The sequence below is a fragment of the Dactylosporangium sp. CA-139066 genome, assembly GCF_050936175.1.
In the GTDB taxonomy this organism is placed as follows: domain Bacteria; phylum Actinomycetota; class Actinomycetes; order Mycobacteriales; family Micromonosporaceae; genus Dactylosporangium.
Genome location: NZ_JBNJNH010000001.1, coordinates 3,782,983 through 3,807,458 on the forward strand (window position 1 = coordinate 3,782,983; position 24,476 = coordinate 3,807,458).

Sequence of the window (24,476 nt, forward strand, 5' to 3'; positions counted from 1 at the left end):
GCCCCCCGAAGGAGCCCCATGACACACAGCAGAACCCGGCGGGCCGCCCGCCTCGCCGCCGGGATCGCCGCGCTCGGCGTCGCCGCCGCGGTCGTCTGGGTCGCCGTGCCCTCGATCGCCGCGCAGTCCGCCGCCGCGGCGCCCCGCGTCATCCACGTGGCCAAGAACGGCAACGACGCCAACCCGGGCACGCAGGCCGCCCCCTACCTGACCATCAACAAGGCCGCGCAGGACGCGCAGCCGGGCGACAAGGTCTTCGTGCACGCCGGGCTCTACCGCGAGACGGTCAAGCCGGCCCGCGGCGGCACCGACGAGGCCCACCGCATCACCTACACCAACGCCGGCGACGGCGAGGTCGTCGTCAAGGGCTCCGAGCAGATCAGCAACTGGGTGCGCGGCAGCGGCAACGTCTGGAGCGTCACGCTGCCCAACTCGTACTTCGGCAGTTACAACCCGTATGCGACCGGCCAGCCGATGGGCGGCGGGAGCGACACGTTCCCCGGATACACCGCCGGTGACGTGTACCTCAGCGAGCAGGCGTACCTCGAGAAGCCCACGCAGGCCGACGTGCAGAACGCGGCCGGCACGTGGTTCACGCAGGTCTCCGGCTCCAACACGACGATCTGGGCCAACTTCGGCGGCGCCGACCCCAACGCCAAGCTCGCCGAGATCAACGTGCGCCGGCAGGTCTTCGCGCCGGACGTGTGGGGGCTCGGGTACATCACCGTCGACGGCTTCACCGTGAAGCACGCCGCCGGCACGTACTCCGACTTCCCGAGCAGCCCGTCCCGCCGGCAGGCCGGCGCGATCAGCGTCAACGGCGGCCTGCGCTGGATCATCCAGAACAACATCGTCATCAACGCCCGCACGATCGCCATCGACATCGGGCTGGGCTGCGACGAGTGGGCCGGTAACCGGCCCGGTACGACCCGGACGAACTTCCACGACACGTCCAAGTACGGCTCGCACATCGTGCGCAACAACTACATCGCGAAGTCCGGGCAGTCCGGCATCGCCGGGGTCTTCTCGTGGAACTCCCAGATCCTCTACAACATGATCGAGGACACCAACTACCGCAACGAGTTCAGCGGCGCGGAGACGGCCCCGATCAAGGTGCACTACATGAACCAGGGCCTCATCAAGGGCAACTACGTCAAGAACTCCCGCGGCGGCAACTCCGCCGGCATCTGGACCGACTGGGGCAACCAGAACGTCCGCATCACGGGCAACATCGTCATGAACGCGCCGTGGGGCTACTACGCCGAGGCGGTGTTCGGCCCGATCCTGGTCGACAACAACGTCTTCATCGGCAACAGCGACATCCGCACGCTGGACGCCACCGGCATCGTCTTCGCCAACAACCTGTTCATCGACAACCACAACATCAACATCGACGGGTCGGGCCGCGACGCTTACTACTTTCAGCCCGGCACGATGAACGAGACGACCGCGCTCACGTCGCCGACGAAGGACTTCTTCTACAACAACCTCGTGCAGGGCTCGACGCTGCCCGACAACTCGACGAACAAGACCTTCGTGAAGGAAGGCAACTTCACCAACGTCATCTCCGGCGTGCAGACCACGGCGACCAACACGTCGGTGCAGCTCACGTTCAACCTCAACACCGCCGGGATCACCGGCCTCACCCCGGTCACCCGGGCCCGGGTCGGCACCATCCCGAAGGCGAACGAGAGCATCGCCGCCGACGTCACCACCGACTTCTTCGGCAACGCGGTCGCGTCCACCAACACGATGGCCGGCCCGTTCGCCAACGCCCGCAACGGCTCCAACACGTTCGCGCTGTGGCCGCCGGCCGGGCAGACCGTGCCGAAGCCGCCGGCCCCGCCGTCGGACGTCCCGGTGAACCTGGCCCGGGGTGCCGGCGCCCGGGCCGTCGCCTCCTACCAGGACGGCGCGCTGACCGCCGCCAACGCGATCGACGGCAACCCGTCCTCGCGCTGGTCCAGCGACCACAGCAACGACAACAACGCGTGGATCTACGTCGACCTCGGGGCCGGCTACGCGGTGTCGACGGTGAACCTCTCCTGGGAGGCGGCGTACGCGAAGGGGTACAAGATCCAGGTCTCCGACAACGCGACACAGTGGACGGACGTCTACTCCACGACCACCGGCGACGGCGGCACGGACACCGTCACCGTCGGGCGCAACGCGCGCTACGTACGCATGCAGGGCGTCACCCCGGCGACGCAGTGGGGCTACTCGCTGTGGGAGTTCGAGGTGTACGGCACCCCGATCAGCGGCGGGACCGGCCCGACGGTCTACGGCGACGCCAACTACACCGGCCCGTCGGCGACCTTCGGCGTCGGCAGCTACGACCTGGCCCAGCTCCAGGCGGCCGGCATCGCCAACGACAGCATCTCCTCGATCCGCGTCCCCGCCGGCTACCAGGTGACCGCCTACGCCGACGCCGGCTTCTCCGGCACCGCGTGGACGTTCACCGCCGACACGCCGAACCTGCTCAACACCGGCAACAACGACGCCATCTCCTCGCTGCGGGTGGCGACCCGGTGAAGAAGGGAACCGCCATGCGCAGAGCCATCAAGTGCGCCGTCGGCATCGCCGCGGTGCTGATCGCGGGGGCCGCGGTGCGGCTGCCGTCGGCGTCCGCCGACACGCCGGTGAACCTCGCCCGGGGCGCCGGCGCCCGGGCCGTCGCCTCCTACCAGGACGGCACGCTGACCGCCGCCAACGCGATCGACGGCAGCACCTCGACCCGCTGGTCCAGCGACCACAGCAACGACAACAACGCCTGGATCTACGTCGACCTGGGCGCCGCCTACGCGGTGTCGACGGTGAACCTCGTCTGGGAGGCCGCGTACGCGAAGGGGTACAAGATCCAGGTCTCCGACAACGCGACACAGTGGACGGACGTCTACTCGACCACCACCGGCGACGGCGGATCCGACACCGTCACCGTCGGGCGCAGCACCCGCTACGTGCGCATGCAGGGCGTCACCCCGAACACGCAGTGGGGCTACTCGCTGTGGGAGTTCGAGGTGTACGGCACGGGCTCGACCGGCGGCGGCAGCGGCTCGCCGGCGGTGGCGCCGTCGAACAGCTACCCGCAGACGTACGCGGACTGGGCCAACGGCCTGCTGGCCGGCAACGGCAAGCAGGGCATCATCGTCTTCGGCAACCCGCGCAACGAGACCGTGGTCTTCAACGACAAGCGGTTCTTCATGGCGCGCACCGAGGCGCGGCCGCACCGCACCTTCAACACCGTCAGCGCCGACAACATCAACAAGATCCGCGACCAGCTGATCGCCGGGCAGTACCAGTCGGCCAACCAGCTCGCCGCGGATGTCCAGGGGTACCAGGGCGGCGGTGAGGGCAGCAAGCATCCGGGCTTCAAGATGACCATGCAGATGCCCGACGCCGGCACCGTGCGCAACTACTCCCGGTCCACGGACTACGCCTCGGGCGTGGTGTCGGTGAACTGGACGGACGACAAGGGCAGCTGGCAGCGCGACTCGTTCGTGTCGCGCACCGACGGGGTCACGGTGCAGAACATGGCGGCCCCGAGCGGCCAGCGGCTGAACGTCACGCTGGGCCTGTCGATCGATCCGGGCATGAACCTGACGAACAAGGGCGTGACGTACACCAACAACTCCACCACCGACTTCCTCAACCTGCGGGCGAAGTACCCCAGCGGCTCCTACAACGCCGGCTACGAGGGCGTCACCCGCATCGTCACGGACGGCACGAAGACGCTGTCCGGCGGCAACGTCACCGTCGCCAACGCGACCTACGTGATGCTGCTGTCGCTCACGCAGCGGTACAACGGGACGTACAACGGCGGCGTCACCGCGGAGACGGAGTGGAACCGGCAGCTGCTGCAGCAGCGGCTGTCCGGCATCACCGACAGCTACCAGACGCTGCTGAACCGCCACACCAGCAAGCACCGGGAGATCTTCGGCCGGGTGTCCGTCGACTTCGGGGCGAGCGCGGCCGACCGGGCCAAGCCCACCGAGCAGCTGCTGGCGGAGCAGAAGAACTCGTCGACGCCGATCCCGGCGCTGTACGAGCGGATGTTCTACGCCGGCCGCTACCACCTGCTGGCCTCGTCCAACGAGACCGCCGCGCCGGACCTGCTGGGCAACTGGACCGGCGACAGCAACGTCGGGTGGGACGGCTACTACCATCTCGACGCCAACCTCAACCTGCAGATCTCCAGCGGCAACGTGGGCAACATGCCGGAGGCCATGGCCGGGTACTTCTACCTCAACCAGCAGTGGCAGAACGACTTCCGGACCAACGCGCGCAAGCTGCTCGGCACGCGGGGCATGCTCACCGGCGGCAACACGCCGAACGAGGAAGGGCTCATCTCGAACATCAACTTCGACTACCCGTACCAGTACGTCACGGGCGGCGAGTCGTGGCTGCTGTACCCGTTGTGGGAGTACTACGAGGTGACCGGCGACAAGACGTTCCTCGCCGACAAGTACTACCCGCTCATCCGCGACATGGGCGACTTCTACGAGGACTTCCTCGTCAAGAAGGACGCCAACGGCAAGTACATCCTGGCCGGCTCCATCTCGCCGGAGAACCGGCCGCCGAACGGGGTGCCGCTGGCGGTCAACTCGGTGTACGACATCTCCGGTGCCCGCTTCGCGCTGTCGACGCTGATCCAGACGAGCCAGGCGCTGGGCCGCGACGCCGACAAGATTCCGGTCTGGCAGGAGAAGCTCAACAACCTGCCGCCGTACATCGTCAACAACGACGGTGCGCTGGCCGAGTGGGCGACGCCCGGGCTGGCCAACCAGAACCAGTACCAGCACCGGCACTCCAGCGGGCTGATGCCGATCTGGCCGTACCGCGAGCTCACGCCGGAGACCAACCGGGCGCAGTGGAACGCGGCCCACGTCTTCCTGCAGAAGAAGGACCAGGGCAGCTACGAGAACGCCGGCCACGGCCTGCTGCACGGGGCGCTGATCGCCGCCGACACCAACGACGCCGGCTCGGTCAACGCCAAGCTGCTGCGCTTCGCCAAGGAGGACTACTACTACAGCAGCATGGCGACGTCGCACTACAACAACCACAGCGTGTTCGCCACCGACGTGGTCAACTCCGTCCCCACGATCATGATGGAGATGGCGGCCGCCACCCAGCCCGGGACCATCGAGCTGCTGCCGGCGATGCCCGCGGGCCTGCCGAAGGGCTCCATCAACGGCATGCTGGGCAAGGGCCAGTTCACCATCAACAACCTGACCTGGGACAACAACGCCCACACCATCAAGGTGACGCTGACGTCGAAGATCAACCAGAATTTGACGCTGATCCAGCGCAACGGCATCGCCTCGATCACCACCGACGGCAGCGCCGTGCAGAGCTCGCCGCTGGGCAACATCGCCCGGGTCGTGCCGCTGCAGGCCGGCCGGGCGACCACGCTCAACATCACCACGACCGCGGGCCGGACCAACCTGGCCCTCAACAAGGCCGCCACGGCGTCGTCGCAGTCCAACGCCGATCAGGGTCCGGCGAAGGCGGTCGACGGTGACACGGCGTCGCGCTGGGCGGCGAGCCAGGACCCGAACAACTGGATCCAGGTTGACCTCGGCGGCACGTACAACCTCAGCGAGGTCGACCTGCTGTGGGAGACGTCGTACGCGAAGGGGTACAAGCTGCAGGCCTCCACCGACGGCTCCTCGTGGCGAGACATGTACACCACGACGTCAGGCGCCGGCGGCACCGAGCGGATAACCGTCAGCGGCCAGGCCAGGTACGTCCGGATGCAGGGCACGCAACTGTCCGGGCAGTGGGGCTACTCGCTGTACGAGCTGCAGGTCTACTGAACCAACGGCCGGTAACAGCCGGTGCGCGGCGTGGCCGCGCACCGGCTGTTGCCGTCAGCTCAGGCTGAACCGCTGGTTGGCCCCGCCCCAGCAGTCGTAGAGCTGTACCTGCTGGCCGTTGCCGGTGCCCCAGACGTCCAGGCAGCGTCCGGACTGCACGCCGCTGATGGTGCCGTTGGAGTTGACGTTCCACTGCTGGTTGGCCTGGCCGTTGCAGCTGTAGATCTGGATCGCCGCGCCGTTGCCGGAGCCCGCGGCGTCCAGGCACATGTTGCCGTACACCGTCAGCTGGCGGCTCGAGGTGTACGTCCACGCCTGGTTGGTCTGGCCGTTGCAGTCGTAGAGCTGCACCCGCGTGCCGTTGTTGTGCGACGCGTTCGGCACGTCGATGCAGCGGCCCGACTGGGACCCGACGATCCGCTGCGCGCCGCCCTGCGGCGGCGGGGACGACGTGCCGCCACCGGTCGGTGAGGTCGTCACGGTCGGCGTGGTGGTGGGGTTGGCGGCGTTGAGGGCGTTGAGGACGGAGGTGTAGGCGGCCTTCTTGTTGCCGCTGCCGTCGAAGAGCAGCGGGCTTTCGCTGGAGCGCCAGGAGTCGCTGTCACGCACGCCCCAGACGGTGATGCCGACGCAGCGCGACACGTTCATGCAGGCCTGGGTCAGCCCGGAGTACTGCGACGTCGAGGCGTTGGTGACGTCGACCTCGGTCAGCGCCACGTCGACGCCCAGGGCGGCGAAGCTCGACAGCGTGGTCTGGAAGTTGGACGGCAGGGAGGAGCCGCCGGTGAAGTGGGTCTGCAGCCCGACGCAGTCGATCGGCACGCCGCGGGACTTGAAGTCCCGGATCATGTTGTACACGCCCTGCGTCTTGCCGTAGGACCAGTTTTCGATGTTGTAGTCGTTGTAGCAGAGCTTGACGGAGGGGTCGGCGTTGCGGGCGGTCTTGAACGCGACCTCGATCCAGTCGTTGCCGGTGGCCTGCAGGTTGGACTGGCGGCGGCTGCCGTCCTCGTTGAAGGCCTCGTTGACGACGTCCCAGTAGGCGAGCTTGCCCTTGTAGTGGGCCATGACGCCGTTGATGTGGTCGATCATCGCCTGGCGCAGGCTGGACCCGGACAGCCCGCCCCACCAGCTCGGCTGCTGCGAGTGCCACGCAAGGGTGTGCCCGCGCACCTTCATGCCGCGCTGGGTGGCCCAGTTGTAGATCTGGTCACCGGCGCTGAAGTTGAACTGACCGCGCTGGGGCTCGGTCGCGTCCGGCTTCATCTCGTTCTCGGCCGTCACCATGTTGAACTCACGCCCGGCGATCGTGGTGTACGTCGAGTCACCGAGCCGGCTCGCCGCGATCGCGGTGCCGAAATACCGGCCCGACTGCGCGGCCGCGGCGCCGAGCGTGCTCGCCGCCGCGTTCGCGGCCGGGATCATCGTCACTGCGCCCGCGGCCGCGACCGCGGTGACGGCCGCGCCGATCGCCATCCGGATTCGCAGCGAACGTCGCCGCCGGCTGCCCGGATGAACTGGGGGACTGGGGGCCACTGGTTACCTCCTGCTCGATTTCGCGTTCAGGCCGCGGCCATCCGGCGCCGGGCGGCCGGCGGCCGCCGTGCGTGAAGGGGTGTCGATGGATGGCTCGTCCCGGACCGGAACGGTGCGCTTCGATGTGAGGCACATGCTGGCACGAGCGGTATCGATGAAACAATATCTTCCGGAAAATTTCCGGAAACAACCTGTTCGCGCGCCTCCCGGACCTTGGCCTGTGCAGTGACCTGATGCCCGGTCCAGCGAGGCTGTCCTGAGACGGGCGATCGGGCGACACTCGGGCCGGACATGATGCGGGGCTTCCGGAAAGTTTCGGACGCCCCGTGCTACGGGCTCGCGCGTTGCGCACGGTCACCGCGTCGCTGCAGTTACCCGAGCAACGCCATCCGGCCGGACATCGCTGACCCCGAAAAAAGTGTTATGCCGCGAGGCCCGCGCGAGTCGCCTTGATCCGGGCCGCGAGCTGCCGAAACTCGCGGTGCGGGGGCTTTGACAACGGGCCCGGCGGTGTGCGGAGAATGACAACCCGCTTCCTCGCCGCCGGGGGTGGTACTTGCGAACAACGAAGACGAACCGGGCGTCGCTGGCGGCCGCGGCGAAGGCCGGGGACAAACGCGCCCTCGACGAGCTCGCCGCGGCGCACCTGCCGCTGGTGTACACGATCGTGCGCCGCGCCCTCGCCGGGCACCCGGGCGCCGTCGACGACGTCGTCCAGGACACGATGCTGCGCGCGCTGCGCCGGCTGCCCTCGCTGCGCGAGCCGGACAGCTTCCGGGTGTGGCTGGCCTCGATCGCCGTGCGCCAGGCCGGCACCTATCTGCAGCGCGAGCGCGTCGTGGCCGAGCGGCGGGCGCCGCTGGACGACCTCGCGGACGCGAAGGACGCCGAGGACTTCGAGGACCTGACCGTGCTGCGCGTCGAGCTCTCCGGCCAGCGCCGGCAGGTGGGGCAGGCGGTCGGCTGGCTGGACCCGGCCGACCGGGTGCTGTGGTCGCTGTGGTGGCTGGAGATCGGCGAGGAGCTGACCCGGGCCGAGGTCGCCGCCGCGCTCGGGGTCAGCGTCGCCCACGCGGGCGTGCGCATCCAGCGGATGCGCAACCGGCTCGAGCAGGCCCGCGCGCTCGTCGCGACGCTGGACGCGCGGCCGCGCTGCCCGTGGCTGGACACGGTCGTCGCCGACTGGGACGGCATCCCGAGCCCGCTGTGGCGCAAGCGGATCGCCCGCCACACCCGCTCGTGCGTGACCTGCGCCCGGGCCGCCGACGGGATGGTCGACACCGAGCGGCTGCTCAACGGCTTCGCGCTGCTGCCCGTCCCGGCCACACTGGCCGCGGTCCTGGCCGGCGGCCCGGTCGCGTCGACGTCGAGCACCGGTGCCGGCACCTCGATCACCGCCAACGCCGTCCCGGGCGGGGCCGCGAAGGCGGGGTGGCTGGCCGGCGTGCCCGTCGCGAAGATTGCCGTGGGCACGCTCGTCGCCGGGGTGGCGGCCACCGCGGTCGCCTGGCCGCGCCACGATCAGCCGCCGCCGTCCGCCGGGCCTGCGCCGACCGCGTCCGCGGCAACCGCGCCCGCGTCGACGCCGCCGTCGCTGTCTCCCGGGCCGCTGTCGCTGGAGTTCGGGGGCGCACCGGGACGCTATCTCGGTACCGACGGCGAGTTCGGCGTGCTCGTCACGGCCGACGCCGCGCCGGCGCGGCAGCGGGCCACCTTCGAGGCGGTCCCGGGCCTCGCCAACGCCGACTGCTACTCGCTGCGCGCCGCGGACGGGCGGTACCTGCGGCATGCCTCGTGGCGGCTGCGCCTGAGCCGCGACGAGGGTACGCAGCTGTTCCGCGGCGACGCCACCTTCTGCCCGCTCGGCCCCGGCAACGGCGACGTGCTGCTGGAGTCGTCGAACTACCGCGGCTACTTCATCCACTGCGAGGGCGATCAGCTGTGGGTCCAGCAAGCGGACGGCACCGCGCAGTTCCGGGCCGACAGCACCTTCCGCGTACGTCCCGCGCTGGCGTAGACCGGGCTCACCCCCAGGCGCGCTCCAGGGCGAGCGCGAGGCGCCAGCGCCACTGCTCCGCGGTACCGTCGGCCCATGGGTATTCGTCGGTGAAGTTGGGCCAGTCGACCGTCAGCGCGAGCACGCTCTCGGCGCCGAACGTGTCGGCCTCCGCGCCCAGTTCGGGGCGCAGCAGGTCGCGGACGAAATCCAGGTCGGGCGCCGCGAGCTCGGCCAGCAGCGCGGCGTCGTAGAGGTCCTTGCCCTGCGGGTAGGTGTCGGTGGCCAGCCACAGCAGCTTCCAGGCCAGGGCGAGCTCGGCCGGCGCGGCCGTTACCGGGCGGTCGACGCCGGGCAGCACGATCGGCTCGGGCGGCAGCGGCAGCGGCTCGCCGAACACCACGTCGATCTGGATGCTGCCGCCGGGGCCGCCGTCGCCGGTCGTGAACGGCACGGCGAGGCGGCGGCCGTCGGCGCGCTCGTAGGTCCAGATCTCCGAGTGCACCGTGCGCTCGGGGCGCAGGCCGGCGCCGGGGTCGGCGGCGAGCGCGTCCGTGATGCCGTCGAGCAGCTCCCGCGCCTTCCTGCTGCCGCTGGTGATGGTGTGCGGGGTGACGACGAAGTCGAGGTCGCCGGGGTCGCGCGCGGCGTCGCCGACCCACGCGGCCATCGTGACGCTGCCGCGCAGCACGAGGTGGCCGGCCCAGCGGCTGCGGGCGATCGCGCCGAGGGCGTGCTCGAGGGCGGCCCGGCGGGTCCGCCGCCACCGCCGGTCGGTGCCCTCGTCGGCGAAGGCGGGCTCGCCGGCCCGGTACGCGTTCTGGTACTGCCGCAGGGCCGGGTCGAACGCCGCCGTCTGCCGCACCGACCCGCCGGCCTTCACCGGCAGGTAGGTCGGCGGGTAGTCCCGGGAGCCGGCCGGCGCGGCCCGCATGGTGGCCTCGCGCGAGTCGTTGCGCAAGGTCTCGGGTTCGCGGGTGATCCAGCCGCGGTCGTGGCCGAGGTTGGAGTCCTCGACGACGTACTCCTGCTCGACCTTGACCACCTCGAGGCCCGCATCGCGCAGGGCGGCGGTGAGCCAGTCGAGCCGCTGCGTCGCGGTGGCCAGCCCGACGTGGTGGCAGCGCTGCGTGAGGAACCGCTCCTGCCGGCCGTCGTCGTGACGGCGCCGTGCGTTGCGCGACAGGCGGGCGTCGTAGGCCGCGCCGATGTCCGCGGCGGCCTGCATCGCGGCGACCGGGGCGGCCGGCAGGGCGAGCTTCACGTGGTGCTCGAAGTAGCGCCCCGCCGGCTCCTGGGCGGCCTCGTCGTCGGTCTGCGGCAGGCCCTCGCACCACGGCGCCGCCTCGATCTTCAGCCGGGCCGGTACGAGCCCGCGCTTGAGCAGCTGTTCCCGCCACCTGCCGGCCACCTTCCGCGCCTCGCCGAGGGTGCCGTACGCGGGGAGGGTGAGCATCGGCTGTGACGGGAACCGGCCGCGGTCCAGGACGATGTGCACGAACTTGACGTCGTGCTGCTCGGCGAACCGGGCGAGGTCGGCGCCCTGGCGCGCCTCGACGGTCAGATGGATCTCGAACGCCCCGGTGATCTCGGCCACCGGGGCAGCGTAGCGGCCGTCGGCCACTCTCAGGTCAGGCGCGAGTGTGTACGCCGGAGCCGGATCCAGCGGTACCCGTACCCCTCGACGCACAGTTCGCGCAGGTCGAGGTGGTCGTACTCGCGGTCGCTGAACAACTCGACCGGCTCCTCGCCGCAGTCGACGTCGCGCGGCAGCGAGAACCGCGCCGGCCGGTCGGCGAGGTTGTGGATGAACAGCACGGCGCCGCTCGGCGCCTCGGCGCGGTGGGCGAGGACGTGCTCGGCCTCGACCGGCAGGACGTCGTGGTCGCCGATGCCGATCTCCTCGCACTCGCGCAGCGTGTGCAGCATCCGCTCGAACCACACCAGCAGCGAGTCGGGGTCGCGGCGCTGGTCGGTGACGTTGACGTCGCGGTACGCGAAGGGCCCGTCGTCGATCACGGGGCGGATGAGGTCCTCCGCCGCGACGTCGGCGGAGGTGAAACCCGCGTGGGCGATCGGCGACCACTGCATCGGCGTGCGAATGGCGTCGCGCTCGGGCAGGCGCAGGTCCTCGCCCATGCCGATCTCGTCGCCGTAGCGCAGGACCGGCGTGCCGGGCATGGTGAACTGCAGGCTGTAGGCCATCCGCAGCCGCCGCTGGTCGCCGCCGAGCATCGCGGCCAGCCGCCGGCGGATCCCGCGCCCGTACAGCTGATGCTCGGGCCGCGGCCCGAACGCCTCGAACACGTCCTGGCGCGCCCGCTCGTCGAGGCCGGACAGGTCGACCTCGTCGTGGTTACGCAGGAACGTCGCCCACTGGCCGTGCCGCGGCAGCGGGGGCAGCGTGGCGAGCGCCTCGACCACCGCCCGCGGCTGCCGGCGGGCCAGCGCCACCATGAGGGCCTGGTTGAGCTCGAACGCGAAGAGCATCTGCAGCCGGTTGGCCGCGCCGTCCGCGTCGCCGAAGAACCGCATCAGCTCGTCCTGCGGCACGTTGGCCTCGGCGAGGAACACCACATCGCCGCGGCGCCACGACGTGCCCTCGCGCAGCTGGGTCAGGAAGGCGTAGTCGCGGTCGGTCGGCTCGCCGCGCTGCGGCGACGAGCCGGGCCGGGTCCGTTCGATCACGAACGGTGCGCCGTCGACCCGGAAGCCGCTGACGCCGAGCCGCTGCCAGAACGACACGACCTTGGCCAGCTCCGCGCGCACCTGCGGGTTGCGGATGTTGAGGTCGGGCTGGAAATCGTAGAAGCGGTGGTGGTACCACGCGCCGGCCTTCTCGCAGTAGGTCCACGTCGTCTCCTGGACCCCGGGGAAGACCATGCCCTCAGTGCGGTCCGGCGGCTCCTCCTCGGACCACACGTACCAGTCGCGGTAGGGCGAATCCGGGTCGGACCGCGCGGAGTCGAACCACGGATGCTCGTCGCTGGTGTGGTTGAGGACGAGGTCCAGCATGACGCGCACGCCGCGCTCGTCGGCCACGTTCATGAGCTCCGCGAAGTCGCCGAGGCTGCCGAGCGCCGGATGGATGTCGTAGTGGTCGGTGACGTCGTAGCCGCCGTCGCGCCACGGGCTCGGATGGATGGGGCTCAGCCACAGCGTGTTGATGCCGAGGCGGCTCAGGTAGTCGATGCGGCTGATGACGCCCTGCAGGTCGCCGATGCCGTCGTCATTGGAATCCTGGAATGCCCGGACGTCCAGGCTGTACATCACCGCATTGCGATACCATCGCTCCGTCAACGACCCTCCTCGCGTCGACCCCCTTCAATCATGAGGTGGTACCCCAGACGCGCAGTTCTTACGCCGGTGGATCTCCGCACGGCGTGCGAGGGTCAGAGGGCGAAGTCGAGCCAGACCGACTTGCCGTCGCCGGGGTGCTGCCGGACGCCCCAGGCGGTGGCGAGGCGGGAGACGATCAGCAGGCCCCAGCCGTGCTCGTCGTCGCTCTCCGCCGCCGGCACCACCGGCTCGGCCGGGTCGTGGTCGCGGACCGCGATCTGCAGCGTCTCGCCGTCGGTGGACAGCGCCAGCTCCTCGACGCCGCCGCCGTGCCGTACGGCATTCGCCACCAGCTCGGTGACCGCGAGCTCGACCTCGCCTTCCAGCTGCTCGCCGGGGGGCCGGGACAGCACGGCCCGCAGCGCGTCGTGACACCAGGCGCGCGCGGCCGACACAGCGGACGGGTCGCGGCCGCGGTCGTCGCTCCACCGCTTCCGTCGGGCCGTCTCGCCACCGGTCACGCGCGCTCTCCTCGTCCACCGCAATGCAGGCGAGATACCCAACCGCCCGGTGGCTATGCGGACTCGGCCAGGGCGCGCTCGCCCGCGGGTGGGTAGGATCGGGCGGATGTCCTAACCAGCCAGGAGAGAAAAGCGGCGTGAGTGATCCGACGGGCGAGGTGCGCAACGGCTTCGCCAGCAGCGCGACGGTGGACAGCGGCGAGCACCTGCGCCGGCTGCAGCTGATCACTGACACGGCGCTGTCCCGGCTCGGCCTGGAGGATCTGCTGCAGGAGCTGCTGGTGCGGGCCCGGGAGCTGCTGCACGCCGACTCGGCCACGGTGATGCTGCTGGACGCGAGCGGCAGCGAGCTCAGCGCGACGGCGACCAGCGGCCTGGAGCGCGAGGTGTACCAGGACATCCGCATCCCCGTCGGCCGCGGCTTCGCCGGCACGGTCGCCGCCCGGGCCGAGCCCCTCGCCATAGAGCACGTCGATCACACCAATGTGCTCAGTCCGGCGCTGCTGCGCGAGCACATCGTCTCGGTCCTCGGCGTGCCGATGATCACCGCCGGTCAGGTCATCGGGGTGCTGTACGTCGGCGCCCGCACGCCGCGCCGGTTCAGCGCGGGCGACGTCGAGCTGCTGCAGCTCGTCGCCGACCGGGTGGCCGCGGCCACCCAGGCACGGGCGCACAGCCTGGACCGCGCCGCCGCGGTGGCGCTGCAGCGCAGCCTGCTGCCGTCCCGGCCGCCGGAGATCGCCGGGCTCGAGCTCGCCGTGCGGTACGTGCCCGGGGCCGAGGTCGGCGTCGGCGGCGACTGGTACGACGTGTTCGAGCTGCCCTCCGGCAACGTGGGGGTGGCGGTCGGCGACGTCGCCGGCAACGGGCTGCGCGCGGCCGTGGTGATGGGGCGCATCCGTTCTGCGCTGCGCGCCTATGCCCTCGAGACAGACGACCCGGCGGACGTGCTGACCCGGCTCGACCGCAAGATCCAGCGGTTCGAGCCCGACGCCATGGCCACCGCCGTCTACGCCGTCCTGAGCCCGGACCGCAGTTCGATCACGATCTCGAACGCCGGGCACCCGCCGCCGGTGCTCCTCGACCCCGACGGCCCCGCCCGCCTCGCCGTCGTCCGGCCCGACCTGCCGCTCGGCGCCCACCCGGGGGCCGAGCGGCACAGCACGACGCTGCCGATCCCGGCCGGGGGGACGCTGCTGCTGTACACCGACGGGCTCGTCGAGCGGCGGACGCGCCCGATCTACGCCGGCCTGGCCCGCCTCGTCCAGGTCGTCACTCGCGGCGTGCCCGACGCGGTGTGCAACACCGTCATGGAGGCCATGCTCGACGACCAGGCCCCGACGGACGACATCGCCCTGCTCGCGCTGCAGCGCACCGCCTGACCCACGGCCGCACGCCGGTCGATTGAGCGGCCCGCGCCGCTGCGCCCGGTCGCGCAGGCCGCGCCTGTTGCGCGAGGCCGCGCTCGCGCCGGCATAGCCGGGCCGCTCGGTCCCGGCAGCGGCGTCCGGCCGGCTGGACCGGTACCGGCCGGACGCCCATCAGGAGTGTGCGGCCCGTCCGCCGGGAGACGGCTCAGCGACGCGTCGCACGCCCTCGCCGATACCCGGTGCGGCCCCGGCCAACCAAATCGCCGCCGTGTGCGGCCATGGCGGGTCGGGCATCGTTCAACCTCGTTCGATGCCGGAGCGTGGCGGGCCGGGGCGCTCGGGGGTCACCAGACTCATCTCCGAACCGGGTCAAAACGGTCCGTCGGCGTCGTCGAGGAGGGCGGGGTCAGGCGGCGGTTCCCCCGGGTATAGAACACAGCCCACCTGACCACGACCCGGTTGCACCTGGCGCGCAACGCAGCCTCGCCGCGGCCCTGCCGAAGACATACGACGACAGCAAACGTCGGTACGAAGTGGGGTACACAGTGCGCAGCCGCCTGATCGCGGCCTACCTGGCCACTGGTGTGGTGGGCCTGGCCGGCTTTCTCGTCGTCCCGGACGGCAGCCTGATGCAGGTTGTGTGGCAGGTAGCCGTCGGGTTCCTCGGCGCCGCGGCCGTCGTCGTCGGGATCCGCCGGCGCCGGCCGGACGTCTCGGCGACCTGGTGGCTGATCGCCGCCGGGGTCGCCGGCAACGCCGCCGGGATCGGTGTCGAGACGATCCTGACCCGGACCATGACCGATCCCGGGTTCCCGTCGTGGGCCGACGCGGCCTACCTGTCGCTGTACCCGTTCGCCGCCGCCGGGCTGACGCTGCTCGTGCGCCGCCGCAGCCCGCACCGCAACCGCTCCACCGCCGTCGACGCCACGACGCTCACCACCGGCATCGGCCTGCTGGCCTGGATCTTCATGATCCAGCCGGCCGCCGCCGACCCGAGCATCGGGCTGCTCGGGCACATCGTCAGCGTCGCGTACCCGGTCGGCGACATCGTCCTGCTCGCCATGACCGTGCGCCTGCTGCTCGACGGCGCGACCCGCAACGTCTCGTTCCGGCTGCTGTGCGCCGCGCTGCTGTGCTTCCTCGGCGGCGACTCCGCGTGGGCGGTCGTCAACCAGATGAGCTGGGAGCCGGGGCCGTTCGCGCACAAGCTGCTCGCCGCGGTGTTCCTCGCCGGCTACCTCACCTTCGGCGCGGCCGCGCTGCACCCCGACGTGCGGGCGGTGGCCCGCCCGGCGCCGCCGCGCCCGGCCCGGCCGAGCCGTCGCATGCTCGTGCTGCTCACCGCGACCTCGCTCATCGCGCCGGCCCTGCTGCTCGCCGAGGCGCTGACGCACCGCGTCACCGACGCGCTGGCCATCTCCATCGGCTGCGCCGCGCTGTTCCTGCTCGTCGTGACCCGCATGACGCAGCTGCTGGCCCAGCTGGACCTGCAGTCGCAGAAGGTCCGCGAGCTGGCCGTCACCGACGAGCTCACCGGCCTGCCCAACCGGCGCGCGTGGAACGCCGAGCTGCCCCGCGCCCTGGAGCGGGCCCGCCGCGACCGCACGCCGCTGTCGGTCGCGCTCGTCGACCTCGACCACTTCAAGCGGTTCAACGACAGCTACGGCCACCCGGCCGGCGACCGCCTGCTCAAGGAGGCGTCCGCCGCCTGGCAGGCGCACCTGCGCACGGTGGATCACCTGGCCCGCTTCGGCGGCGAGGAGTTCGTGGTCCTGCTGCCCGACGCCACCGCCGAGCAGGCCCGGATGATCCTGGACCGGATGCGCGAGGCGACCCCGCTGGGCCAGACCTTCTCGGCCGGCATCGCGGTCCTGCGCGACGGCGAGAGCTCCGACGAGATCGTGGCCCGCGCCGACGAGGCGCTCTACGCCGCCAAGGGCGCGGGCCGCAACCAGGTCGCTTTGGCGGGTTTGTAGCCCGTCACTTCGTGTGCACGCCGGTCGCCGCCGTCGGCGTCGTGCCGTCGCAGGTCACGGTCACGTCGACCGTCTGGTTGCCGTGCACGAACGCGGCCGTGGCGGCGGCGGCCGGGCCGGCGTTGACCCAGGCGACCCTGTAGGTGGCGGCCGGCGTCCACGACAGCAGGTGCGCGAGGCCGGCCGGGGTGCACTCGGCCTCGACGCGGCCGCCCGGCGACGTGAATGTCGCCGGCGGCGTGGCCGGCGGGGGTTCGGCGGCCGGCTCGCTCGCGGCCGGGGACGCCGCCGCGGACATCGAGGCCGCCGCGGACATCGAGGCCGCCGCGGAGAGCTGCCCGGTGCCGGGCGTCGCGGCCGCGGCGACCGCCGCCGACGGTGACGCCGGACCCGGGCCGGTGCCGGCGGTGCGTGCCGGGTCGCCGGATGCGGTGCCCAGCGTCCGGGTCTCGGTCCGGACCTGCGCCTCGGCCGGCGTGACCTGGTCGCGCACGGGCACGAGCGGCCAGGCGAGCGTGGCGGCCGCCGCCGCGCCCGCCACGCCGGCGATGACGCCGACCCGCCGGCGCCGGGCCGGGCGGGGCTCGGCGGGAGCGGCGTCGGTGGTGGTCGCGGCAGCGGCGAGGGCCTCGGCGACCTGTGCGGCCGTCGGGCGGTCGGCCGGGTCCTTGGCCAGGCAGCGCCGGCACAGGGCGGCCACCGCCGGTGGGAGGCCCGGCCGGTCCGGCAGCGGCGTCGGCGCCACGAGCAGGTGGGCCTCGAGCAGGTCGGTGGTGCCGCTGGTCGTCCACGGCGGCCGCCCGGCGACGAGCCGGTAGAGCAGCACGCCGAGCGAGTACACGTCGGAGGCGGGCGTGACCGCGTCGTCGGCGAGGCGCTCGGGGGCCAGGTATTCGGGGGTGCCGAGCACCTGGTCGTCGTCGAGGTCCCCGCCGCCGGACGGGGCGGCGGCGGCCGCGATGCCGAAGTCGACCACCTTCGCGCCGGTGGGCGCCAGGATCACGTTGGCCGGCTTGACGTCGCGGTGGACCAGGCCGTCGGCGTGGGCCGCCGCCAGCCCCGTGGCCACCTCGGCGACGATGCGGAACACGTCCGCGACCGGCAACGGGCCGTCCGCGGCGTGCTGCTCGAGGGTCGGCCCGGGCACGAGCTCCATCACGACGTACGGGGTGCGCCGCCCGTCCTCGACGGTCTCACCGAAGTCGTGCACCTGCGCCACGTTGGGATGCGCCAGCGCGGCGGCCGCGCGGGCCTCGGCCCGGATGCGGGCGCGCGCCCCGGCGTCGGCCGCATAGCGGCCAGACAGGAGCTTGACGGCCACATCGCGGCCGAGCACCTGGTCGCGGGCGCGCCACACCACCGACATGCCGCCCTCGCCCAGCACCTCGTCGAGGTGGTACCGACCACCGAGCGTCCGCCTCTGCACGCGCCCCGCCGTTCCCGTTCGGTGAATTTCCAAACATCACTATTTGGTCACGGCCCGCGGCGCCCGTCAGGTGGTCGGGCCGCGCACCGCGAGGAGATCGGCGACCCCGGCGATCTGCAGCCGTTCGTACAGCGTGTCGCTCACGCCGTCCAGCGTGAGCCGGCAGCCGAGGCCGAGCGCGTACTGATGGGCGCGCACGAGGGCGCCGAGCCCCGAGGAGTCGATGAACGTCACCCGGGTGAGGTCGACGTGTACCGCGGCCGGTTTGGCTTCGAGCGCGTCGGCGAGGGCTTCGCGCAGCCCGGCGGCGGTGGTCTGGTCGAGGTCGCCGTCCAGGGCGATCACCGGCTCGCCGGCCGACCCCGTCCCGGTGGAGATGGACAGTGTCACCGCGCGCAACCTCGACTTTCCTCGGAGAACTCGACGATATCCGATATTCCTCACCCTTGCCGGTCGACCGCGGTCATGCACGCAGACGTCCGGCGGTGGCTTCGGCGCCGCGGGGGCGGGAACCGGACACGGAGGTGACTATCGCCGGGTGCGGCCCGCGCGGAGGCGGCGACGGCGCGGTCGATCCGCCTGGCTGCGGTGCGGTCAGGCGCTTTTGCCGGGTGTGTCCGGCTCGGTGTCTTTGATCTCGTCGGCCACCACCTGGATGACCTCGGCGGCCGGGCGGCGCGGGGACGGGGGCGGCGGCTCGCCGGGGCCGGGCCACCCGATGCGGACGCCGACGGCGGGGTAGCCGACGCCGCCCAGCATCCGCCGCAGCGTCCGGCGGGCGACCTCGTGCTCGACCAGGTCGCTCATGGGGGAGGTGGCCAGGTGCTGCGAGGTCGCGGCCAGCAGCACGGCGGAGAGCGTTACGCCGGCGGCGAGCCAGTCCGGCGGGCTGTCGCCGTCGGTGACCACGACGCCGTAGCGGGCCTCGCGGTCGGAGAGGTCGATCCGGCTGGTGGCGCCCCAGCCGAGGCCGGTGGCGGTGAAGTCACGCATCGGCACCGGCCGGGTCCCCAGCGGCGCCAGGGTGTCGAGCGGGACGCCGTCGTGGCCCTCGCCGGGCCGGCGGACCCAGGCCGCGAGCTCGGCGCGGTACGCGGGGTCGGACATCAGGGCCTCGGACGCCTGCCCGGCGGCCAGCGCGAGATCGGTGATGTCCCGCGCCCACGTCATGTGCAGGTGTGCGCGGGTGCGCTGGGCGGCCTGGCACAGCCGGTCGACGAACTCCTGCGGCACGGGTTGTCCGGCGAACGGGCGCCGGTCGGTGCGGCGCGCCCGGATGGCGTGGTACAGCCGCTGGGCCCAGGCGGAGGGATCGGCCACGCCGCGGTACCGCACGACGGCGAGCAGGTCCGGGTCGCCGGCGCCGGGGAACGGCTCGACCTCGAAGTCCACCCCGTCGGCGGCGAGGGTGACGCAGGCGTGGTGGAGGGCGCCGCCGCAGCTGATCACGAGCAGCCGGCCGGTCGGGTCCATGACGGTCAGGCGGCGGGTCTGGTCGGCGTACAGCAGCGCGGTGTCGTGCGTGATGCGCCAGCGCCACGGCTGGGTGTTCAGCACCGACGGCGCGTGGATGGCGGCCAGCGCCGCCCGGGTCAGTTCCTGGCACGTCGCTCCGATGCGGAATTTTGTGGCCGAGTCGTGTGCGTTCGCGGACATGGCCATCTCCCCTCGGTGTCGTGGGGCTGGTGCAGTACTGCCCAATCGGCACGCGCCTAGTCGGGCGGCAGGACCGCCCGCGCGGCGGAGCCGGGTACCTGCAGCCTCCCTCCGTGGCCGCGGGCGTCGCAGGGCCGGGCGGACCGCGTGGTTCGGGACCCAGGACCCGTGCGCCGGCGGCCCGGCGAGCCGGACGATCGATGGTGGACGGGATGCGAGGGGAGCTGAGTGCGATGGTGGGGGCCATGGTCGTCGCCGCGCTGGTCGCCGGCCTGTACGTCGTGCTGATCGCGCTGCACGTGGCCGCGATCCGCGGTCAGGGCGGTCCCGGCGCCGGGTACCGCCCTCGGATCGCCCTGTGGCTGGCGGCCGCCGCCGAGCGCCGCCGCGGTGACGACGAGAGCGCCGCGGCGCGCTCGCTGCTGGCCGGGAAGCTGGATCGGCGGCGGTACCAGGCCGAGATGGCCGCGCTGGCGGCGCGGGACGACGCCGAGCATCCGCTGCGGGTGCCGAAGGCCGGCCTGCGCTGAACCGCCGCGCCACCCGGCGGCGCCGTCAACGGTCGGCGAGCCGCCCGGCGAACCACCCGGCGGCCAGCCGGGTCAGCGTGTCCAGCGCGCCCGGCTCCTGCAGCTGGCGACCGGCGCCGCGCAGGACCGCGAGGCGGGCGCCGGCTGGCAGCCGCCCGTGCGCGGCCCGGTTGAGCTCGAGCAGGTGCTCGTCGCGGCCGCCGGCGACGAGCAGGGTCCGCGCCGCGACCCGCGGCAGGGCGGACCCGGCGAGGTCCGGCCGCCCGTCGTGGCTCACCACCGCCGCGATCGTCCCGCGCGCCGGACCGGCCGCGGCCGCGAGCGCCGCGGCGGCCGCGCTGCCCGTGGCGAACACACCGACCGGCAGCCGGCCGGCCGCCACGTCCGCGCGCAGCCGCCGCAGCCCGGCGTCGAGCCGCCCGGCGAGCCGCTCCACGTCGTGGGCGGCCCGCCAGTCCAGTTCCTCGTCCGGTTCCAGCAGGTTCAGCGAGAGCGTCGCCAGCCCGGCGTCGCGTAGCCGGCCGGCGATCCAGCGGTACCGCGGGCCGTGCTCGGCGCCGAGGCTGGTGTGCGCCAGCACCACCGCGCCGAACGCGCCGGCCGGCACCGTCAGGCGGCCGTGTTCCTCCGGCGGGTCGGCGATCCCGCCGGCGGCCGGCCGGGCCCAGCGGGCTCCGGTGAGCAGACGCATGGTCTCGTCGTCGGGCACGGGCCGGAAGTCGGCGTACCGCCCGCCGGCCGATGCTCCGTCGGGGATCGCCTCGAGGCGGATCACCCGGTCCGCGGCGCCCGCCAGCGAGGCGAGGGCCGCCGAGGCGGCGACGGGGACGGCCACCACCACGCGGGCCGCGCCCGCGTCGCGGGCGGTCCGGCACGCCGCCCGCGCGGTCGCCCCCGTGACCATCGTGTCGTCGACGACGATCGCCGTGTGGCCGCGAAGCTCGAGCGCCTCCCGCCGGGCGTTCAGATGGCGGGCGCGATCGGCGGTGCCCGGCTCGGCGTGGCTCACCTCCGCGGCCAGTTCGTCGGCGTCGACCCAGGCCGCGCGCAGCACCGGCAGGTTCACGGCCAGGACGCCACCGGGGCCGAGCGCGCCCATCGCGCGCTCGGGCTGGAACGGCACCCCGATCCGCTGCACGACCAGCGTCTCCAACGGTGCCCGCAGCGCGGCGGCGACCTCGATCGCGACCGGTATTCCGCCGCCGGGCACGCCCACCACGACCGCGTCGGCGGCCGCCTCCTCGCCGAGCCACCCGGCCAGCCGGCGGCCCGCCTCCATGCGGTCGGTGAAGTGCATGGCATCCGTCTCCCTACCTCGTCCCGGCTGCTACCCGAAGTTCGGCGCCGCGCACGGGCCGGGCGGGTGAAGCGGGTGAGTATGCGCCGTTGACAGGCCGCGCCGACGGCCGCGTTGGGCGAGGCTTGCAGTGCCACCGGAGGCGCTTCCAGCGCCGGACGGGCCGAAAGACCCTGGCCGGACCCCGCCGCCGCGGGCTGAGATGGATGTGCACCTCCGTGCGGACCTATCCGCCCCACGGAATCAGGAGACGCGACATGATCACCATCTACGACCTGATGGTCGCGCATCCGTTCCTCGCCGGGATGCCCGCCGAACAGGTCGAACGGCTGTCGCGCTGGGCGCGGCGCGCACCGTTCCGGGCCGGCATGAGGATCTTCGAGGAGAACGGCCGTGCTCAGCGGTTCTGGCTCATCCGCGACGGCACGGTCGCGCTGCAGACGAAAGTGCCAGGGCGGGGCGAGGTCGAGGTGGCGAGGATCGGACCGGGCAGCGTGCTCGGCTGGTCGTGGTTGTTCCCGCCGTACCGCTGGCACTTCAGCGCGGTAGCGGTCGGCCCGGTGCTCGCCATCACCCTCGACGGTGCCGGCGTGCGCGGGTTGTGCCGCGACGACCCCGTGCTGGGCTACGACCTCACCACGCGCTTCATGGCCGTCGTCGTCGACCGGATGCAGGCCACCCGCCTGCGCCTGCTCGACATGTACCAGGCGCCCGTCTGACGAACCGGCGCCCGGTCGCCGACGTGCCGGAGCCGTGATCGCGGGCGCCGGGAACGAACCGGAGGAGGAGCGATGCATGCCAAGGACATCATGAGCGCGCCGGCGCACACGGTGCGGGCCGACGCGCCGGTCGGGGAGGCGGTGGCGCTGCTTGAGCGTTGGTCGATCACCGCCCTTCCCGTCACCGACGACGAGGGGACACTCGTCGGCCTGATCAGCGAGCGCGACGTGCTGCGGCCGGCGGCATCCGCCGGGGCGCCGCGGCGCGTCCGCGACGTGATGGGCGGCCTGCCGGTGTCGGCCTGGCCGGACGCCGACCTCGCCGACCTGGCGGCGGTCATGGTGCAGCGGGACGTCCACACGGTCCCGGTCGTCACCGAGGAGCACGTCGTCGGCGTGGTCAGCCGCTGCGACGTGCTGCGGACACTGCTGCCGACCGACGATGCGGCGCAGCGGGAGGCGCAGCGCCGCCTCGACACCTACGCGGCCGGGCGAAGGCGCTGGCCGGTGAGCGTGCACGACGGGGTGGCGACCATCGGCGGGTCGTTCGACGACGACACGGAACTGGCCGTGGCGGAGGCGCTGGTCCGCACCACGGCCGGCGTCAATGCCGTCCGGGTCACGGCGCGAGCCGGATGAGCTGCGGCCGGCCGCGCTCGCGCGGCCGGCCGTCTCGGTCAGGCGGCCAACGTGGCCGGCCGCGCGGGAACCCGGCTCGGGCCGTGCGCGATGAGGACCGGGCACGCGGCGTACTGCAGCACCGGGCGGGCGACCACGGACGGGTCGTCCGGCTGGATCCGGTCGCTCGGGCAGCGGGCCCCGACGACCAGCAGCCCGGCCCATTGCGACGCCACCGCGAGCGCGTGCACCGCGTCGTCCGGCTCGGCTCGCACCTCGACCTCCAGCAGCGGGAACTCGGCGCACCAGGGCGCCGCGGCCGCGCGCAGCGCATCGCGTACGGCGCACTCGTGCGAGCTGAGGTCCCCGCCGCGGACCGCGCCCGGCTGCCACAGGTCGGGGTCCGCCCACGCCTGGACGATGACGAGGCGCACGCAGCGCGCCGCCGATTCCTCGAACGCCAGGCGCAGCGCCCGCCGGCTCGACTCGGAGCCGTCGAAGCCGGTGACGACCGGCGCCGTGCGGGGCAGGGCGGCGTCGGGGTCCGCCCAGCGTTGTGCGTCGTGGACGATGAGCACCGGCGCCCCGGCGCGGGTGGCCAGCGCCTGGCTCACGGAGCCGACCGGCCGCCCGTCGCCCGCTCCGGCGCCCCGTCCGCCGATCACCACCATGCGGGCATCTTCGGCGAGCTCGCGCAGCACCTCGACCGGCGAGCCGCGGCGGGTCTCGGCGATCGCCGCCACGCCGACCCGCCAACGCTGCGCCTCGATCGCGGCGCGCGCGGCGATGTCGCATCCGGCCGGGTCCGCGGTACCGCTGGGCAGCGCCGTGACGACCCGGAGCATTCGTGTACATCGGCAGGCCTCGTCTGCCGCCCAGCGCAGCGCACCCAGGCTGCTGGCCGAGCCGTCGACACCCGCGACCACGGGACCGAATCTGTACACCATCGGAGTACTCCCTTCCCAGGTGCAGGCCTCTCACACCTGATGGTTCCTCCGGGCGGGGGAGGCGTCGTCGGGCGCTCTCCGACCCGCCCCCCGGCCGCTCTCCGGTCCGTTCGTCAGCCGGAGATGTCCACCCCGATGACGCCGGGCAGCCGGCGCAGCGACTCGGCGAGCTGGGGCAGCGCCGCGCTGGTCGGCGGGCGGGCGGCCAGCGCGATCTCCTGGTGGCCGCCTTGGTAACCGACCTGCAGGAACTCGGCGCGGGGCAGCAGGCCGCGCACCGAGTCGGCCACGGCGTCCAGCGGTTCGTCCGGGCCCAGGGTCAGCCGCATCACGAGCGTACGCCGCGCCGCCAGGAACGTCAGCTCCGCCTGCTTGACCAGCCACAGGACGGCGACCGCGAGCACGGTGGCGGCAATCGCGATCGACCAGGCGCGCAGGCCGACGGCGACGCCGATCGCGGCCGTCACCCACAGCGATGCGGCGGTGGTGAGCCCGCGGACGGTGACGCCTTCGCGGAGGATCGCGCCGCCGCCGAGGAACCCGATCCCGGTGGCCACCTGGGCCGCCAGCCGGACGGGGTCGGAGCCGGGCAGGACAGTGCCGGCCGCGGCGAAGATCGCGGCGCCGAGCGACACCAGCATGTGCGTGCGCAGCCCGGCCGGCTGCGCGCCGAACTCGCGCTCCAGCCCGATGACGGCGCCCAGCGCGACCGCCGTCAGCACCTGCCCGGCGATGACCGGGCCGTCCTCGACCATGCCGTCCTCCGCGTCGCCGGAAGCCTCAGGGCCGCAG

Annotated in this window: 18 protein-coding genes; 8 read left to right on the top strand and 10 right to left on the bottom strand. The window is 72.8% G+C overall.

Annotation, left to right across the window (positions count from 1 at the left end):
* The first annotated feature begins 18 nt into the window (after positions 1 to 18).
* Together ACQEVU_RS17265 and ACQEVU_RS17270 are read left to right on the top strand one after the other, a co-directional pair.
* Complete coding sequence (locus tag ACQEVU_RS17265) at positions 19 to 2,532, top strand: galactose-binding domain-containing protein (RefSeq protein WP_433324594.1); 2,514 nt, start codon at positions 19 to 21, stop codon at positions 2,530 to 2,532.
* A gap of 14 nt (positions 2,533 to 2,546) precedes the next feature.
* A complete protein-coding gene (locus ACQEVU_RS17270; protein ID WP_433324596.1) occupies positions 2,547 to 5,813 on the top strand; it encodes a glycosyl hydrolase family 95 catalytic domain-containing protein in 3,267 nt (1,088 codons plus the stop codon).
* Between the two features lie 54 nt (positions 5,814 to 5,867).
* On the opposite strand, the gene ACQEVU_RS17275 is transcribed toward ACQEVU_RS17270, so the two are convergent.
* Positions 5,868 to 7,289, bottom strand: coding sequence for an endo-1,4-beta-xylanase (locus ACQEVU_RS17275; protein ID WP_433324598.1), 1,422 nt, complete (start codon positions 7,287 to 7,289; stop codon positions 5,868 to 5,870).
* 616 nt (positions 7,290 to 7,905) lie between these two features.
* Here ACQEVU_RS17275 and ACQEVU_RS17280 point away from each other — a divergent pair.
* Positions 7,906 to 9,366 carry a sigma-70 family RNA polymerase sigma factor gene (locus ACQEVU_RS17280; protein ID WP_433324600.1) on the top strand — a complete coding sequence of 487 codons (1,461 nt, stop codon included), beginning with the start codon at positions 7,906 to 7,908 and terminating at the stop codon, positions 9,364 to 9,366.
* 7 nt (positions 9,367 to 9,373) lie between these two features.
* Here ACQEVU_RS17280 and ACQEVU_RS17285 read toward each other — a convergent pair whose 3' ends face one another.
* The 3 genes from ACQEVU_RS17285 to ACQEVU_RS17295 form a co-directional block, all read right to left on the bottom strand.
* Positions 9,374 to 10,942 carry a nucleotidyl transferase AbiEii/AbiGii toxin family protein gene (locus ACQEVU_RS17285; RefSeq protein ID WP_433324602.1) on the bottom strand — a complete coding sequence of 523 codons (1,569 nt, stop codon included), beginning with the start codon at positions 10,940 to 10,942 and terminating at the stop codon, positions 9,374 to 9,376.
* A gap of 29 nt (positions 10,943 to 10,971) precedes the next feature.
* Positions 10,972 to 12,645: an alpha-amylase family protein gene (locus ACQEVU_RS17290; protein ID WP_433324604.1), complete on the bottom strand. Its 1,674-nt coding sequence runs from the start codon at positions 12,643 to 12,645 to the stop codon at positions 10,972 to 10,974.
* Between the two features lie 92 nt (positions 12,646 to 12,737).
* Positions 12,738 to 13,145: an ATP-binding protein gene (locus ACQEVU_RS17295; protein ID WP_433324606.1), complete on the bottom strand. Its 408-nt coding sequence runs from the start codon at positions 13,143 to 13,145 to the stop codon at positions 12,738 to 12,740.
* Between the two features lie 137 nt (positions 13,146 to 13,282).
* Between ACQEVU_RS17295 and ACQEVU_RS17300 the strand changes: the two genes are divergently transcribed.
* Both ACQEVU_RS17300 and ACQEVU_RS17305 read left to right on the top strand, forming a co-directional pair.
* A complete protein-coding gene (locus ACQEVU_RS17300; protein WP_433324608.1) occupies positions 13,283 to 14,527 on the top strand; it encodes a PP2C family protein-serine/threonine phosphatase in 1,245 nt (414 codons plus the stop codon).
* Between the two features lie 521 nt (positions 14,528 to 15,048).
* Positions 15,049 to 16,491 carry a GGDEF domain-containing protein gene (locus ACQEVU_RS17305; protein ID WP_433324610.1) on the top strand — a complete coding sequence of 481 codons (1,443 nt, stop codon included), beginning with the start codon at positions 15,049 to 15,051 and terminating at the stop codon, positions 16,489 to 16,491.
* 4 nt (positions 16,492 to 16,495) lie between these two features.
* Here the strand turns inward: ACQEVU_RS17305 and ACQEVU_RS17310 are convergent, their stop codons facing one another.
* The 3 genes from ACQEVU_RS17310 to ACQEVU_RS17320 all read right to left on the bottom strand — a co-directional run bounded on the left by ACQEVU_RS17310 (position 16,496) and on the right by ACQEVU_RS17320 (position 19,573).
* Positions 16,496 to 17,917: a serine/threonine-protein kinase gene (locus ACQEVU_RS17310; RefSeq protein WP_433324612.1), complete on the bottom strand. Its 1,422-nt coding sequence runs from the start codon at positions 17,915 to 17,917 to the stop codon at positions 16,496 to 16,498.
* A 66-nt stretch (positions 17,918 to 17,983) separates the two neighbouring features.
* Positions 17,984 to 18,307 (bottom strand): STAS domain-containing protein, encoded by a 324-nt coding sequence (locus ACQEVU_RS17315; RefSeq protein ID WP_433324614.1) that lies wholly within the window; start codon positions 18,305 to 18,307, stop codon positions 17,984 to 17,986.
* Between the two features lie 204 nt (positions 18,308 to 18,511).
* Positions 18,512 to 19,573 carry an Acg family FMN-binding oxidoreductase gene (locus ACQEVU_RS17320; protein WP_433324616.1) on the bottom strand — a complete coding sequence of 354 codons (1,062 nt, stop codon included), beginning with the start codon at positions 19,571 to 19,573 and terminating at the stop codon, positions 18,512 to 18,514.
* A 212-nt stretch (positions 19,574 to 19,785) separates the two neighbouring features.
* On the opposite strand from ACQEVU_RS17320, the gene ACQEVU_RS17325 reads away from it, so the two are divergent.
* Positions 19,786 to 20,103, top strand: coding sequence for a hypothetical protein (locus tag ACQEVU_RS17325; RefSeq protein WP_433324618.1), 318 nt, complete (start codon positions 19,786 to 19,788; stop codon positions 20,101 to 20,103).
* A 25-nt stretch (positions 20,104 to 20,128) separates the two neighbouring features.
* On the opposite strand, the gene ACQEVU_RS17330 is transcribed toward ACQEVU_RS17325, so the two are convergent.
* Positions 20,129 to 21,400 carry a phosphoribosyltransferase family protein gene (locus tag ACQEVU_RS17330; RefSeq protein ID WP_433324620.1) on the bottom strand — a complete coding sequence of 424 codons (1,272 nt, stop codon included), beginning with the start codon at positions 21,398 to 21,400 and terminating at the stop codon, positions 20,129 to 20,131.
* A gap of 257 nt (positions 21,401 to 21,657) precedes the next feature.
* Here ACQEVU_RS17330 and ACQEVU_RS17335 point away from each other — a divergent pair, with 257 nt between their 5' ends.
* Both ACQEVU_RS17335 and ACQEVU_RS17340 read left to right on the top strand, forming a co-directional pair.
* Positions 21,658 to 22,119 (top strand): Crp/Fnr family transcriptional regulator, encoded by a 462-nt coding sequence (locus ACQEVU_RS17335; protein ID WP_433324622.1) that lies wholly within the window; start codon positions 21,658 to 21,660, stop codon positions 22,117 to 22,119.
* Between the two features lie 72 nt (positions 22,120 to 22,191).
* Entirely contained in the window at positions 22,192 to 22,758 is a 567-nt protein-coding gene (locus ACQEVU_RS17340) for a CBS domain-containing protein (protein WP_433324624.1), read from the top strand.
* Between the two features lie 38 nt (positions 22,759 to 22,796).
* Here ACQEVU_RS17340 and ACQEVU_RS17345 read toward each other — a convergent pair whose 3' ends face one another.
* Both ACQEVU_RS17345 and ACQEVU_RS17350 read right to left on the bottom strand, forming a co-directional pair.
* Positions 22,797 to 23,684 carry a universal stress protein gene (locus ACQEVU_RS17345; RefSeq protein ID WP_433324626.1) on the bottom strand — a complete coding sequence of 296 codons (888 nt, stop codon included), beginning with the start codon at positions 23,682 to 23,684 and terminating at the stop codon, positions 22,797 to 22,799.
* Between the two features lie 113 nt (positions 23,685 to 23,797).
* Positions 23,798 to 24,439: an MgtC/SapB family protein gene (locus ACQEVU_RS17350; RefSeq protein ID WP_433324628.1), complete on the bottom strand. Its 642-nt coding sequence runs from the start codon at positions 24,437 to 24,439 to the stop codon at positions 23,798 to 23,800.
* Positions 24,440 to 24,476 lie beyond the last annotated feature (37 nt).